Annotated in this window: 12 protein-coding genes; 4 read left to right on the top strand and 8 right to left on the bottom strand. The window is 48.9% G+C overall.

The window, feature by feature from the left end; genetic code table 11:
• Window positions 1-85 precede the first annotated feature (85 nt).
• Window positions 86-2119: a winged helix-turn-helix domain-containing protein gene (locus R3187_RS00440; protein ID WP_318964729.1), complete on the top strand. Its 2034-nt coding sequence runs from the start codon at window positions 86-88 to the stop codon at window positions 2117-2119.
• Between the two features lie 76 nt (window positions 2120-2195).
• On the opposite strand, the gene rimO is transcribed toward R3187_RS00440, so the two are convergent.
• Entirely contained in the window at window positions 2196-3599 is a 1404-nt protein-coding gene (gene rimO / locus R3187_RS00435; RefSeq protein WP_318964728.1) for a 30S ribosomal protein S12 methylthiotransferase RimO, read from the bottom strand.
• Window positions 3600-3785: 186 nt separating this feature from the next.
• On the opposite strand from rimO, the gene ahr reads away from it, so the two are divergent.
• Complete coding sequence (ahr, locus tag R3187_RS00430; RefSeq protein WP_318964727.1) at window positions 3786-4802, top strand: NADPH-dependent aldehyde reductase Ahr; 1017 nt, start codon at window positions 3786-3788, stop codon at window positions 4800-4802.
• 82 nt (window positions 4803-4884) lie between these two features.
• Here the strand turns inward: ahr and R3187_RS00425 are convergent, their stop codons facing one another.
• Complete coding sequence (locus R3187_RS00425; RefSeq protein WP_318964726.1) at window positions 4885-5397, bottom strand: DUF1993 domain-containing protein; 513 nt, start codon at window positions 5395-5397, stop codon at window positions 4885-4887.
• Between the two features lie 252 nt (window positions 5398-5649).
• Between R3187_RS00425 and R3187_RS00420 the strand changes: the two genes are divergently transcribed.
• The gene (locus tag R3187_RS00420) at window positions 5650-7284 is read left to right on the top strand and encodes a response regulator (RefSeq protein ID WP_318964725.1); all 1635 of its coding nucleotides are present in this window, start codon (window positions 5650-5652) and stop codon (window positions 7282-7284) included.
• A gap of 37 nt (window positions 7285-7321) precedes the next feature.
• Here the strand turns inward: R3187_RS00420 and R3187_RS00415 are convergent, their stop codons facing one another.
• From R3187_RS00415 to R3187_RS00400, 4 genes are read right to left on the bottom strand one after another with little or no spacing between them, the layout of a single operon-like run.
• A complete protein-coding gene (locus R3187_RS00415; protein ID WP_318964724.1) occupies window positions 7322-10450 on the bottom strand; it encodes a CusA/CzcA family heavy metal efflux RND transporter in 3129 nt (1042 codons plus the stop codon).
• A 9-nt stretch (window positions 10451-10459) separates the two neighbouring features.
• On the bottom strand, window positions 10460-11701 hold the full coding sequence (locus tag R3187_RS00410; protein ID WP_318964723.1) for an efflux RND transporter periplasmic adaptor subunit: 1242 nt from the start codon (window positions 11699-11701) through the stop codon (window positions 10460-10462).
• Entirely contained in the window at window positions 11694-12980 is a 1287-nt protein-coding gene (locus tag R3187_RS00405) for a TolC family protein (protein ID WP_318964722.1), read from the bottom strand. The genes R3187_RS00410 and R3187_RS00405 overlap by 8 nt, the downstream gene beginning before the upstream one ends.
• Before the next feature lie 49 nt (window positions 12981-13029).
• The gene (locus R3187_RS00400) at window positions 13030-13416 is read right to left on the bottom strand and encodes a cobalt transporter (RefSeq protein ID WP_318964721.1); all 387 of its coding nucleotides are present in this window, start codon (window positions 13414-13416) and stop codon (window positions 13030-13032) included.
• A gap of 103 nt (window positions 13417-13519) precedes the next feature.
• Here R3187_RS00400 and R3187_RS00395 point away from each other — a divergent pair, with 103 nt between their 5' ends.
• A complete protein-coding gene (locus R3187_RS00395) occupies window positions 13520-14428 on the top strand; it encodes a cation diffusion facilitator family transporter (protein WP_318964720.1) in 909 nt (302 codons plus the stop codon).
• 23 nt (window positions 14429-14451) lie between these two features.
• Here R3187_RS00395 and ylqF read toward each other — a convergent pair whose 3' ends face one another.
• Together ylqF and R3187_RS00385 are read right to left on the bottom strand one after the other, a co-directional pair.
• Window positions 14452-15387 (bottom strand): ribosome biogenesis GTPase YlqF, encoded by a 936-nt coding sequence (gene ylqF / locus R3187_RS00390; RefSeq protein ID WP_318964719.1) that lies wholly within the window; start codon window positions 15385-15387, stop codon window positions 14452-14454.
• A gap of 53 nt (window positions 15388-15440) precedes the next feature.
• Complete coding sequence (locus R3187_RS00385; RefSeq protein WP_318964718.1) at window positions 15441-15719, bottom strand: hypothetical protein; 279 nt, start codon at window positions 15717-15719, stop codon at window positions 15441-15443.
• Between the last annotated feature and the right edge of the window lie 92 nt (window positions 15720-15811).

Raw genomic sequence — 15811 nt, 5'->3', positions numbered from 1 at the left:
GCCGGCAGTGGCAAAGGACTTATTGTGATTTTACGGCAAGGGTAAATAGTCACAAAAGGTCACATCAATAAGCAGGTGAAATAACGTGTTCAAAGTAGGTGATTTTGTTTTTAATTATAGCCGTGCTGAGCTAATCAAGAACAACCAGGTAGTGAAAATAGAGCCTCAGATCAATGAATTATTGAAACTGCTAGTCGATAATGCCGGCGAACTGGTAACGAAAGACACCATAAAAAAAACCTTGTGGTCAGATCGGGTGATTACCGACGATGCCTTTCGGGCCGTGATAAAAAAACTACGTAAAAGTCTGCTCGACAGTGCCCGTGACTCACGTTATGTTCGAACCATACCGTTAAAAGGCTATATACTGATTGCTGAGGTTACCGCTGTTGCTGGTGCAGTAAATGACGATAAGCCAAAATTAGTTATGCGAACCGCTGCTCGCTGGCTGGTTGCCTGTGGACTGTTGTTCGGTGTCATTAGCTGGACTGGGTATAGTGTGCTGTCGCAACCAGCGGCAGTTACGCTAACGTCGCTTACCAGTATGGATGGTTCAGAAGTCAGCCCTTTTTATAATGCTCCGCAAAACCAATTGATTTTCTCGCACCGTGCCAATAAAGATGATTACCTGCAACTTTACGCCAAAGCGTTGGATAGCGGGCGGATAACCCGGCTTACTTATGACGATGCAAACTACGCCAACGGCCAGTTATCTGCTAATGGTGATAAGCTAGCGTATACCCGAAGTACACCGGGGCAAACCAACACTTTTATCGCCGATTTCTCTGCTCAGCAGGGTTTAAGTAACATCTTTGCTTTACCCGATGTTGTTGCAGGGCAACGTTATTTTCAAGCATGGAGTTCTGACGGTTCCGGGCTGTACCTTAGTGATTTTAAGCAACCAACCCGGAGCCAGGGCATTTGGTATTACGAACTGGCCAGCCAGAAATTATCCAGCGTGACATCGTCGGCGGGGCATGGCAGTGGTGATTATTTTGCCCGAGAATCCTTTGATAGCAGATTTCTGGCGATACTTCGCAATACAGGCGCTAACGACAACGAGCTGCTTATTCAGCATTTACCAAGTGGCGAGCTGGTTCATGTAAGCAAACTTCCCGGAAGTTACCAGCACCTGATATGGAGCGCAGATGATCAGGTGATAACGCTTTCCAGCTTTTATGGCGAGTTTGCTCAGTATGATTTGACCAGCCGTCAGTTTGCTCTGCTGCCAGTTGATATTAATAATATTAATAATGTTTTTTACAGCTGCGGTGATCGTTGTTTGTTCGCTCGTCAGCACAATGGCAATTATCTCGATCTGGTAAGCCAACCTAACCCTTTTCTGGCGCAGACTCCTCTATCGTATAGTGGCCTGAACCATAACTACTTAGAGTTTTCCGGTGCTGAAGACCTTCCCGTTACCGGCAAGCGCAGCGGCCATATTTATCTTATTAATAAATATCATAAAAAAAGCCAGATTGCCGTTATTCGCGATAACGTAAAATACGTACTGGCGTCTTTGCCGGTAGACATCGAATTTACTGCTTTACAGGTGAATCAGGAGGAAACGCATCTGGCCGGTATTGCCAACGGCAGAGTCTTTATATTGGCGTTACAAGATCAGCAATTTCGTTATCTGACGACTGAGCTGGAAAAGGTAGCATCTGTGCAATGGACAGCAGCAGATCGGCTGCACTTCGCCAGAATTGAACATGGTCAGCCGACACTGTACCGTTATGAGCTTGATGCTGACATTAAGGTTAGAGCGCAGAACCAGGTATATGCTAAGCAGCAGCTGACAGATAATCAAACGTTGGTAATCGATAGCGAGGCCAATGCCTGGCTTGAACAGGCCAACAGTGAGCCGGTGTTACTTACCCGACTGCCTAGTGTCAGCCCAAACCGTTGGCAGGTTTATCAAGGCGCACTTTATTACACCGGACATGAAGAGAATCTGGCTTATTTGTATCGCACTGACATGACGACAGCAAATACTGATAAGCAGTTAATTGCCAAAAATCGTTTTCGTCTGAACTTTGAACTGTCGTCTGATGGCACAACCATGCTTGCAGTACGATCTGTGCTGGCGCAAAGCGACATAATAAAGGTGGAATATTAATCCTGAATCAGATTCATCTCACGCTAAATAAACAGGCAGCCGAAGCTGCCTGTTTTACGTTTTTTTTGATAAACGCTTATTCAGCGATTGACGCCCATAAGTCATACTCATCGGCTTCTTCGACAACGGCATCGATGATGTCGCCCGGTTTAACATTGGTTAAGCCGTTTAAGTACACCGCGCCGTCAATTTCCGGGGCGTCGGCGTGGCTTCGGCCAATGGCGCCTTCTTCATCAACTTCGTCAATCAGTACTTTAATGGTTTTGCCGATCTTCGCCTGTAATCGGGCGGCACTGATAGCCTGCTGTTTTTGCATAAAGCGATGGTAGCGCTGTTCCATCACATCGTCCGGCACCGGATCGGCAAGCTCGTTTGCTTTAGCACCCACCACCGGGCTGTATTTGAAACAGCCAACGCGGTCAAGCTGCGCTTCGTCTAACCAGTCGAGCAGCATCTGGAAGTCTTCTTCTGTTTCCCCTGGGAAGCCGACAATAAAGGTTGAGCGAATGGTTAGCTCAGGGCAAATTTGCCGCCACTTTTTAATCCGCTCTAACACCCGCTCAGCCTGACCGGGGCGTTTCATCAGTTTTAAAATGCGCGGGCTGGCATGTTGAAACGGAATATCCAGATAAGGCAGCACTTTGCCAGCGGCCATTAATGGAATAATGTCGTCCACATGCGGGTAGGGGTAAACGTAGTGTAGCCGCACCCAAATGCCCATCTCACCTAAAGCCTCACATAACGATTGCATTGAGGTTTTTACCGGCGCGCCGTTCCAGAAACCGGTGCGGTATTTGACATCTACACCATAAGCGCTGGTATCTTGCGAAATAACCAGTAGCTCTTTAACACCGGCATTTTTCAAGCGCTGTGCTTCATCCAGCACCTCACCTACCGGCCGGCTGACTAAATCGCCGCGCATTGACGGAATAATGCAAAAGGTACAGCGATGGTTACAGCCTTCGGAGATTTTTAAATAGGCGTAATGCTTCGGTGTTAATTTTACACCGTGATCCGGTACCAGCATGGTAAAGGGGTCGTATTTTGGCTTGGGTACAAACTCATGTACCTGCTTTAATACGTTTTCATAGCTGTGCGGGCCGGTGATACCCAGTACATTGGGGTGCACCTGGCGAATTTCGTCTTCCCGCGCGCCCAGGCAACCGGTAACGATAACTTTGCCATTTTCGGCTAAGGCTTCACCAATCGTATCTAACGATTCCTGCACCGCGCTATCGATAAAGCCACAGGTATTAACAATGACCAGCTGGGCATCGTCGTAGCTTGGAACGATGTTGTACCCTTCGCTTTTTAACTGAGTAAGAATTCGCTCAGAATCGACCAGGTTTTTCGGGCAGCCCAGTGACACAAAACCGATGGTATTGCCCTGGCCAGGTGCAGGCGTTGCCTGCTTGGCTAATGCTTTGGCCGGGGTGTCCAATGTCGTGGTCTGGCTTGGATCAAAGGTTTGTACAGTCATAGTGTCTCTTAAAATGGGTGCTGCCTGAAAAAAGTCGGCGGATTATACCTGAAAGCGGCGGAAGAAACAGGTGTTGCTGGTTAAAAAACAGGCAGTGGCAGATATTTCCCTGCACGGTCGCAGATCTGGTCAATACTGTTAGTGGTATAACCAGGACAGAAAGAATTAAAGCTAACCGGAGGGACTATGTCAGGTAACAACATGATAAAGGCTTACGCTGCAATGGATGCCGGAGGCAAACTGGTGCCATGGCAATACGAGGCTGGGGCACTTGGCCGTGATGAAGTAGAGATAGCAGTAGATTATTGTGGCATTTGCCACTCAGATGTATCCATGCTGGATAACGAATGGGGCATGTCGCATTTTCCGCTGGTGGCGGGTCATGAAGTGGTCGGGCGGGTGGCCGCGGTTGGCGAGGGCGTCAGCCATCTAAAAGCCGGCCAGCTGGTCGGCCTTGGCTGGCATTCAGATTACTGCCAGGTGTGCAGCACCTGTGGCAGTGGCGATCATAACTTATGCGCCAGTGCCCAGGGCACCATAGTAGGCCGGCATGGTGGCTTTGCCGATAAAGTGCGGGCCAACGCCAGTGCAGTAGTGCCGCTGCCAGAGGGTATGGATGCCAAAACTGCCGGACCGCTATTTTGTGGCGGTATTACCGTGTTCAACCCCATGGTGCAGTTCGATGTAAAGCCTACCGATAAAGTCGCCGTGATTGGTATTGGTGGCCTGGGACATCTGGGGTTGCAGTTTTTACGGGCCTGGGGCTGCGAAGTAACCGCTTTTACCTCCAGCGCCAGTAAAACTGCAGAAGCAAAAGAGCTGGGCGCGCATCACTGTATTAATTCACGCAATGCTGCTGATATTGAACAGGCAGCCGGTCGTTTTAATTTTATTATTTCAACTGTTAATGTCGCGCTCGACTGGAATTTATATCTGTCGACGTTAAAACCGAAGGGCAGGCTGCATTTTGTCGGCGCCACGCTGGAGCCGCTGGATATTGGTGTGTTTAACTTGATTATGGCCCAGCGCAGCGTGTCAGGTTCACCGGTCGGCAGCCCGGCCACCATAGCAAAAATGCTGGAGTTTGCCGTGCAGCATAATATTAAACCGGTAGTCGAGACTTTTAAATTTTCTGAGATTAATGAGGCGCTTGCTCATTTAAAAAGCGGTAAGGCCCGTTATCGGATTGTGCTGGAGCGCTAAGCTGCACATATAAAAACGCCGGCTTATTTGCCGGCGTTTTTATATGTTAGATCGCGTGTTTCGTCGCGTGTTGCATTGCGCATTAAGATTTGTAAGGCATTGTGCCCAGATAATCCTTTTTACCAACATCGACGCCATTGTGGCGCAAAATAGCGTAAGCAGTGGTGATATGAAAATAGATATTCGGCAATACGTGCTGGATTAAAAACTCCTCACCGGTTAAATATTTGCCTTCCCACCGTGGCTGGCTGACTTTCTGGCTCGCTGCATTGGCAAAATCGGCTTCGCTAAAGCTGGCAAGATAGGCCAGGGTGTCGTTAATACGCTGAGTTAGCTGCTCCAGCGTGGTTTCATCATCCGCATGTTTGGGTGCACTGTCGACCTTTCCTATCAGCCGGGCGGCACCTAACTTGGCGGTATCGCAGGCAATTTGCACCTGACGAATAAGGTGAAATTGATCCGGTGCCAGGCGGGCATTTAACAGTACGGCCATATCGACTTTTTTGCTGGCAGCAAAGGCGGCGCCTTTATCCAGAATATGCTGTAAGTTTCGCAGCATTTTGCTTGCTTGAACGATGCTAAGTTGGAAAATCATCTGGTAGCCCTCTGGCATGGTTAGAAAAGAATACAACTACGGAGTTTGGGATGACGGTACTGACAGACAATGGCCAGCATAAAATAAATATCAGGGATCCAAACCATTGTCTAATGCCACAGCGCTGGCATGTAACCGTAAAACCGGTTGTCAGCCGGATTTTTTCTTTGCATTTATAGCCGCTTGCTAATATAACTGTATTTACTGGCCACCACCGTATTGCGGCCTATTGCAGGGATGAGAAACCACCAGATGGAACTACAGGAATTAACTGCGTCAGATAAATTAAATGTGCTGATTATTGATGATCAGGTACTGGTGCAGAACGTCATTAAAGCGTCGCTGTTTGAGCTTGGCATTGCAAATGTTAAGTGTGCCGAGAACGCCTATTACGCACTGCGTTTATGCGAGCAAACGACCTTTCATGTGGTAATTTGCGCTTTTAATGTTAAAAGTGACAAAGATGGCTTTCATTTACTCGAAGAGCTGAAATTCAAACGTTATGTGACCAAATGCACGGTGCTGATTTTTCTGAGCGCGGAAACCAGCGAGCATTTGGTCAACAGTATTGTCGAATTGCAACCTGATGATTTCTGGGTTAAACCGTTAAGCAGCAAACATGTCCAGAACCGGTTGCCGGTGACGCTGGAGATAAAGCGAACCCTGTTTAATGTGTATCAGGCCATTGACGGTCAGGACTACAGCAAAGCCATTTATTTCGCAGAGCGGCATTTACTTAATACAGGACTGAGTAAGTATCATATGCAAATGAAACGGCTGAAAGGCGAGTGCTTGCTGCATTTGCGCGAGTTTGCAGACGCCGCTGTTTACTATAACAACCTGCTACAAACTCACAAAATATCCTGGGTTTATCTGGGCTACATTAAAGCCTTACTGGAACAGGATAAACTGGCTGATATCCAGGCATTGCTGCAGCAACTGACTGATAAAACCGATACCCGTTTTGCCACCTACGATATGCTGGCGCATTACTACATTGGCAAGCAGGATTTCCAGCAAGCCTATACCGAAATTAAGAAAGCCAGTCAGCTGGCACCACGAAATATTGAGCGTAACAAGCGGCTGCTCGATTTAGCCCGGCTCAATCATGATCATGCCGGCCAGTATCAGGCTACGATTGCCATGGCAAAATATGCCAGAAATTCGATTCATGACTCACCGTTGCTGCGGCTGAATGTTGTACGTTCGGGCATTGATTATGCTACCACGCTGGATAAAGCGGATGCGGTCAAAGTGCTTAATCAGGCAGAGATACTATTAACTGAGCTGGAAAAGCAGTTGCCGCTTGCCAATCAACTGAAAGAACAGTTTTTAGTGGTTCGTGCCCGTTTGCATACCGCCAGGGAAGAGCGGACCAAAGCCGAGAGCATTGTTGATAATCATTTGAGTTTACGGCCAACGACCTCGGTTGAGGACAACCTTGATAAAGTTAAGGCGCTGCACGAACTGGGCCGGCGCGAAGAGGCGGTATCACTACTGGATGCAATAAAACGACAGATTTCCGGTACCGGCCTGACAAACCAGGTGGTAGGCAAGTACATTGAACAGGAGGCGGCAGAGCGCACTGCGGTGCATTTTACCCCCCAGCAGTTAAACCGGATGGCAGTTGAGTTTTTTAAGCGCAATAAATTTCATGCTGCGCTCAATTCACTGGAACAGGCGTTCTCACTTACCCCGAATAATATGAATGTAGCACTGAACATTCTGAAAGTACTGGTGGCACTGCGCAGCCAGGAACCACTGGATGAAGGCAACAAAGCCTTTGCTAAAAGTGTCTGTACTCAGTTGCAACATGCAGAGCTGGAGCCAGAGCAGCAGGCGAAATTTACCGAGTATCAGCAGCAACTGCAGCCGGTATTGGAATAGCGGCGACAGTTGCTGTTATTGTTTAATAAATCTCGAACTAAGCGGTTTTGCGATGTACCAGCTTATAAAGTGCCGGTAACAATACCAGGGTCAGTAAGGTGGCAGAAATAATACCGCCAATAACGACTGTAGCCAGTGGTCGTTGCACTTCTGCGCCGGTACCGCTGTTAAAGGCCATCGGCACAAAGCCAAGGCTGGCGACTAGCGCGGTCATTAATACTGGCCTTAACCGCTGCACCGCGCCTTGCTGAATCGCCTTTTGTAATGCCAGTCCCTGATCACGCAATTGCTTAATCATGGCCAGCATCACCACGCCGTTAAGTACCGCAATACCCGACAGGGCAATAAAGCCTACCGCAGCAGAAATAGACAGCGGTATATCGCGCAGCATAAGCGCGGCAAAGCCGCCGGTTAGTGCCAGCGGTACGCCGCTAAATACCACTAATGCATCTTTTGCTGAGTTTAATGCACTGAATAGCAAGCCAAATATCATCAGTAAAGTCAGTGGCACTATCCACATCAACCGGTTGGATGCCGATTGCAGTTGCTCAAAAGTGCCACCGTAACCCAACCAGTATCCGGCTGGCAGGTCAAGCTTATCATTCATTAACTGCTTGGTTTCACTGATAAAACTGCCAAGATCACGCTCTGATACGTTAGCGCTGACCACGATATTGCGTTTAGCACTTTGCCGGTTTATCTGGTTCGGGGCATTAATCTCGTTGAAATGGGTGACCTCGCCAAGCGGTACATAGGTTAACTCGGTACTATTGTCCGACATGCCAGGCAGTGCGACCGGTAGTCGTTTTAATTGCTGCGGGTCGCTTCTTAAGTTTTCATCAGCTCTTATGATTAAAGAAAAGGCTTTATCACCTTCGTAAATAAGGCCAGCCTGGGCGCCGCCGACCATGGTCTGAATAGTATGTTGCACGGTGGCTACATCAATACCCAGTAATGCCAGATGCTCCCGATCGGGTTCAATTGATAACATTGGCAAGCCGGTTGCCTGTTCCATCCGGACATCAATTGCACCCGGCACTGTCGCCAGTAACGCCGCCGCTTGCTCAGCAAGCATGGCGAGCTCAGTTAAATCATCGCCATAAATTCGCAGGGCAACATCACTGCGCACCCCGGCAATCAACTCGTTAAAGCGCATCTCAATTGGCTGGGTGAACTCATAATTATTGCCAGGCACTGCTGCAACAGTCTTACGTAACAACGCAATAAACTCTGCTTTACTCATGGCGGGATCGGGCCACTGAGATGTGGGCTTAAGCATGACAAACGTATCCGCTACATTGGGTGGCATTGGATCAGTGGCAATCTCTGCCGTTCCCAGCTTACTGAACACCCGCTCCACCTGAGGCAGGGCAGCAATTTCCTGCTCCAGCAGCAGTTGCATTTGCAGTGACTGGTTTAAGCCGGTACCCGGTATTCTCAGTGCGTGCAACGCAATATCGCCTTCATCCAGTTGCGGCATAAATTCGCTACCGAGTTTACTGCCTTGCCAGAATATGCCAGCCATAATCAGCAGCGCACCGCTGATAAACAACACTGAATGACGCAGGCTCTGCCTGAGCACTGCCGAGTAACCATTTTTTAATGTGCGCATCAGCGCCGAATCCTGTTCTTTGACTCTGCCCCGGACAAAAATGGCGACGGCTGCCGGGACAAAAGTAATTGCCAGTAGCACTGCACCTGCCAACGCCGCAATAACAGTAAAAGCCATTGGATGAAACATTTTACCTTCAACACCACTCAGGGCGAAAACAGGCAGGAATACCAACATAATTATTAGTACGCCAAACACCGCCGGAGTAAAAACCTCACGGGTAGCCTGATATACTTCACTTAAACGCTCATCAAGGGTTAGCAGCCGGCCTGTCTTGTGCTGGGCCAACCCTAGCCGGCGCAGGCAGTTTTCCACTACAATGACAGAGCCATCGACCAGTAAGCCAAAATCGATAGCTCCTAAGCTCATCAGGTTGCCACTGACTTTATTGATAGCCATACCGCTTATCGCAAACAACATGCTAAGTGGAATAACCAGCGCGGTAATAAGTGCGGCTCGGAAATTACCCAGAAATATAAACAACACGACGATAACCAGTACCGCACCTTCAAACAGATTTTTCTGAACTGTAGCAATAGTTCTGTCTACCAGGGTAGTGCGGTTATAAACCACATTGGCGCTGATACCGTCCGGTAAGGAACGGTTAACTTCTTTAAGCTTTTCAGCCACCGCACGGGCGACAGTGCGACTATTTTCACCCATAAGCATAAACACGGTACCCAGTACTGTCTCTTCACCATTCAGGCTGGCAGCACCGGTTCGCAGCTCCTTACCAAAATACACATCGGCGACATCCTGTAATCGAACCGGTGCATCATCCCGCTTTGCGATAATCAACTTTCTGATATCGTCCAGGTTTTGCAATTGGCCGGGGGAGCGAACCAGCCACTGCTCACCCCGTTGTTCGATATAGCCAGCACCAACATTGTTATTGTTACGGTTCAGGGCTTGGGCAATATCATCCACTGTCAATTTAAAGGCTATCAGCCTGGCCGGATCAGGCGCCACCTGATACTGGCGCAGGTAGCCACCAATGGTATTAACTTCGGTCACACCTTTGACATTGACCAACTGTGGCTTAATAACCCAATCCTGCAGCGTTCGCAGATTTTCTGCATTGTAAGCCGTGCCATCGTCTTTCAACGTACCGGGCAGCGCGGTTACCGTATACATAAAGATTTCACCAAGGCCGGTAGCAACAGGGCCCAGCGTCGGGTTGGTATCTGCAGGCAGCATCGACCTTACTGCCTGTAACCGTTCTGATACCTGCTGGCGTGCCCAGTAAATGTCGGTTCCGTCGTTAAAGACAACCGTTACCTGTGACATACCATAGCGTGATAGCGATCGGCTGTATTGCAGCCTGGGTAAACCAGCCATCGCATTTTCAATGATCACTGTCAGCCTTTGTTCAGCTTCCAGTGGCGAATAGCCAGGCGCCGCAGTGTTAATTTGTACCTGAACGTTAGTAATATCGGGCACAGCATCCATAGGCAGGCGCTGAGCATTATAAATACCGGCCACGATAAGCAGCAGGGTTAGCCCCAGCACAAGATAGCGGCGCTTCAGGGCAAACTTTAATAGTATGTCAATCATGGCGCACTCCTAATGATGATGGCTGGCGCCGGATTTAAGCACGTCGGCCTTTAATACAAAGCTGTTGACTGTGGCATATTCAGTACCTGGTTTCAGCCCTGCAGTTACTTCTATATATTCATCATCTTCACGGCCAAACTGCAGCATTCGTACTTCAAAAATATTGCCATAGCGGGCAAATACCACAGGCATATCGCGATAGCGCTGGATAGCTTGTTTCTGTACAGCCAGTTCAACCGGTATCGTTGCTGTAAGTACTTCTGCTTTGATATGCATGCCCGGCCGCCAGTACCCACTGCTGTTATCTATTACCGCCCGCATTCGGGCAATATGACCTTCGGTCATTTGCGGAGCAATGTAACTTATGCTGCTCTTGGCGCTTTGACCGTGATGTAAACTGAATACAGAAACCGGCATGCCGACTCGTAACTGCGCGATATCGTTGGGAAAAGCAGATAATTCGACATATACCTCGCTGTAATCAACAAGGGTAAACAGTACTTCTTCACGGATCAGTTCATTGCTGTTAAAAAAACGGTCAGTAATGATGCCGTTTGCCGGCGAGACAATATCGTATTGTTTGAAGGTTGCGGCGTTGCGGATACTGGCGATTCGCTGGCCTTTACGAACCAAATCACCTTGCTGCACTAATACCTCGGTCAGCGTGCCGGGGTAGGGCACTTTTACCTGGAACTGAGCGGTTGGCGGGCTACTGATCACGCCAAATAAGTGGGTTTTCTGAGTCAGCACCTGTGCTTTGGCAATAGCTGTATCAATGCCTGTTAACGGCAAAATCCGCTCATTCAGTTCAACCCGCCCTTCAAAATTATCATAATGCCAGTGATATTGGCGGTCCTGGTAATTAACGGTAATATCGACGCTAAACGAGTGAGGCTCGGCAATACTGATATCTCCAACCAGATAATCCTGCTCCGGACTAAACCGGATGTTATCCTGTTGGCCATCCAGCCGGTGCAGCGTAACGCTAGCCGTTAGCTCATCAGGCGCAACCTGCTTGTCGTTAACAAAGGCATACAGCCGCATTTCCGGTGGTATGCCAGTTTCGAACAGGGTCACTTCCACTGCAAAATCAGCTTCAGTTAACAATCTGCCGCCATGCGGACCCTCTGGTTGTTCTGCGGCATGTTCAGCGCCATGCTCATCATGTTCGCCTGCGGCCTGTGCCGTGGTGAAGAACAATACCAGGAACATCGCCAGCATGCTGACTGCTAATGTTAGTGTTTTATTCATAGGGGTGCTCCGATGCAGCGACAGGCGCCGTGGTTGTCAATATTATTGGCTGGCCTGTCAGACGTTCTAACTCCAGCAGAGTAAGATGAAAACGGCTCTGGCTCTGGATTAAGTCATATTCTGCTTGCGCCAGCTCGTCTTCAGCAGATAACAGACTTAACAGGTCCAGCTGGCCTTGCTGATAACTGTTCAGGCTGGTTTGCTGCAGCTTTCTTGCTTCGGGCAGCAGCAGGGTATCAATGGCTGCAACTTCAGCACGCAGGTGTTGCAACGCCTGCCATTGCTGCTGTACCAGCAATGACAGTTCACTAACAGCAAGTTCCTGCTGTCTGGTCTGGAGCGCCAGATCTGCAGCTTGTGCCTGGCGCTCCCCGTTGTAGGGATCTGTTAGCATCAGCGGCATGCTCAGACCAAACACCAGACCGGTGTCGTTATTAGCCTGGTTTCGTTTTATTCCTGCTGACAAGCGAACATTAGACTGGCTGTTAGCTCTGGTCAGACGCAGTTTCGACTCAGCAATACGTTGCAGGCTAAGGTGCCGTTGTAAGGCAGCGCTTTGCTGCAGTTGCTGTTGCAAAGCGGGTAGTGCAGGTATTTGCGGCAGTAAGCTCAAATCGCCGGTCACTGCAGCAAAGTCAGGAGCGGCATGCCATCTGGCTGCCAGACGGTAGTGGCTATTGGCAGCTGCCTGACGAATATCAGCCAGTTCAAGCTGGCTTCGGATCAGGCGCAGTTTTATCCGGCTGATATCAGCGTCCAGCAGGTTCCCCGCTTTGCTACGTTGTTCTGCCATCGCCAGCAGCGCCTGTTGCCGGCTGATTTTTGCGCTGGCCCATTGTTGCAATTGCTGCCAGGTTAATGATTCAACATAGTGCAATGTTGTTTCTGCCAGCGCATCCAGTCTGGCCAGTTCATAATTGTCGCGTTGCAGCTGGCTTTGCCGTTGCGCCAGTTCTACCCGGTGTTCCCGTTTCTGGCCAAGTTCAATTTGCTGACTTAAGCTTAGGGTAAGTTCAGCAGCGCTGACACCACGTTGCTCGCCTGTGCCCAGCACATTCTCCAGCGAGACATCCAGTTCCGGGTTGGGGGAAATGGCAGCCTGAAGCTGCTGAGCTTCAGCCATTCGCAGATGATAGGGGAATCCTTGCAGTGTTGAGTCATGTTGCAACGTACGTTGTAGCGCCTGAGGCAATGTTAGGGTTTGCCGTTGTTCTGCCCGAAGCACAGCAGAATAGCTTGCAGCCGCCAGCAAAACCGGCAGCAAAAATGTCATACGCATCGGTATGCTCCTGTTAATTAATCGGTATTAAAAATGATAAATCGCAGGATCAGGCGTTTGGTGGCGGTACCGGAGGGCTGTAGCTGACAGGATTTAAAGCAGGAGTGCTGCTTGTTACAACGCTATTGGTAAAATTAAGCAGCTCAATACCATAAAAAAATGAAATATAGCAGGTAACATGAGCGTGCTCGCTATGCTGCTCATTCAAATGCTCATTACTTTGGACAGTGACAGATTGAGTGGCAGATTCAGTCGCGGGCTCAACGCCTGGCTCAGCCACACGCCGGCTGATTTCAGGCAGATTATGGCTATCGGTCAGGCTGATAAAGGAATGGTCATGATCAGGCATATGTACTACCAATGCATCACATGCCATAACGGCATGATTAAGCATTATCAGTAATAATAGTAATAAGCCTGAAGTTCGACCTGTCATAAAGCCCTCGTTGAGATCGTGCCATGTTAGCGTTATTGCTGCATTACGACAAGCCGCTTTGTTGCGGTCATCATCACTATTAGTGCGTCTGCAGGAGAATTAAATGCATCAGCACCATCAGCAACAGCAGTCCTCTCATCAAGATGATAGCGATAAGCGCCTGGCATTGGCGTTTTTTCTGAATGTCAGTTTTACTATTATCGAATTTGTCGGCGGCTGGTTAACAAACAGTACAGCCATTATGGCCGATGCCGTGCATGATTTGGGTGATAGCCTGTCAATTGGCAGTGCCTGGCTATTGAACAGATTGGGACGTAGTTCGGCAAGTCGAGAATTCACTTATGGCTATCGCCGGTTGTCGCTATTTGGCGCTTTAATTAACAGCCTGGTGCTGGTAGGTGGCTCGCTATGGGTATTATCTGAAGCGATACCGAGGCTGGCAAATCCTGTGATGCCGGTTACTGAAGGAATGCTGGCATTGGCGGTATTAGGGGTGGTAGTGAATGGTTTTGCTGCGTATCGGCTGAGTAAAGGCAAAACCCTTAACGAAAAAGTACTGAACTGGCATTTACTGGAAGACGTGTTAGGCTGGCTGGCAGTACTTGTTGTTGCCATTATCCTGCAATTTGTCCACTGGCCCATTCTCGACCCACTGCTGTCAATAGGCTTTACTTTGTTTATTCTGGTAAATGTATTGCGTAACCTCAGTGCCACTGCACGTCTGTTTTTACAGGCTGCCCCAGATAAGGCACTACAGCAACAAATTGAACGCACCTTACTGGATATCGATGCGCTGCAAAGCATCCATCATCTGCACTTGTGGTCACTGGACGGTGAACATCATGTGCTGACAGCACATTTGGTAACAGACATCGGCAGTGATTTTAATGCCACTGGTTATGCTGAGATTAAACAACGCATTGCAAACGCTTTGGAGCCCTTTGATTTAGCGCATACCACGATAGAATTGGAATTAATCCAAGAAAACTGCCGGGACGAACGCCAGGAATAAGCAAACCAGGTGTTCATCCATCGTTAGCGGTATTTACGCTGTGCTTTGCGCTTGCGTTCGGCTTCGCGTTCAGCTTTGTCTTTCGACTTAGCGGCTTCTTCAGCTTTGGCATCTATTTGCTCCTGACTAACCATATCAGGCGTTTCCAGGGTAACCGGACCGAGGTTACCGGCGCGCAACTCGGTGATCAGAATCGTACCGGCTTTTTCCAAATCGACCACGCCGCCTTTGCGCATACAGCCCCGGCGCACCCCAATGGCGTCCAGTAGCGCCAGATCGCTGTCTGGCTGTTCGGTCAGGTCAAAACGCTGCATCACTTCATTTGGGTAAGCCTGCAGTAAATAGTCAGCGGCAAACATCGCAATATCAGCGTATTCAAATACTGTATCTTTTATCGCGCCGGTAACGGCCAGCCGGTAGCCACAGGTTGGTGGGCTGAGCTTCGGCCATAAAAAACCGGGGGTATCGGTTAAAATAACGTTATTTTCCAGCTTAATTCGTTGCTGGGCTTTGGTGACGCCGGCTTCGTTGCCGGTTTTGGCGATGGTGCGCCCGGCCAGGGTATTAATTAACGTAGATTTGCCGACATTCGGAATGCCCATGATCATGGCACGGGCAGGTCGGATATCAAGATTGCGCTCTGGCAGCATCTCATTGCACAATTTTAACAACGCTTTAATTTGCTCTGGGTGTTGCTGGCTGATGGGGATTGCGCGGATACCGCTTTGTTGTTCAAAATGAGCCACCCAGACTGCGGTCAGTGCCGGATCGGCTAAATCAGCTTTATTCAGCACTTTTATACAAGGGGTGTTGCCACGTAGCTGCGGTACTAACGGGTTTTCGCTGGAAAATGGAATGCGGGCATCAAGCATTTCGATAATAATATCGACCTGAGGCATTACCTCGGCAATTTCTTTACGGGCTTTGTGCATATGGCCCGGAAACCAGTTAATTGACATCAGTTATCCTCAATAGCGCTAAGGGGCGCATCATACTCTATTGTGATAACGTGCTACAGCATAAATTGATAAAAGCTAACCAGGCTTATCGGGGTAATAATCGCTGAGTAAACAGCAGCAGAAGGCAGACGAATGATACCGAGCCCTTTAAATAGCAGCATCAGGCTGTACAAGCCTAAAAGTGGCGGCAATACATCTAACCACAGACTATCGGCAGCCTGCGGCAGCAACCAGGAAAACAGCGTACTGCCTGCACTGGCAAAGATCAGCAACAGTAACAACAGCACATAGTGTCCGGGTGTAAATTCAGGATTTAAGTTTAAATCGTCCATTGATCTCTGACTGTGGTTAACGGGTAGGGGTAATGTAAGAAAAATCTATGTTACTTACCCGTTGTTATTTGTGTAAATATGTAACCAGGTCG

This window comes from Arsukibacterium sp., from assembly GCF_033721375.1.
Taxonomy (GTDB): Bacteria; Pseudomonadota; Gammaproteobacteria; order Enterobacterales; family Alteromonadaceae; genus Alishewanella.
The sequence above is the reverse complement of the archived record's forward strand: the minus strand, read 5'-3'. Positions and strand labels throughout refer to the sequence as shown.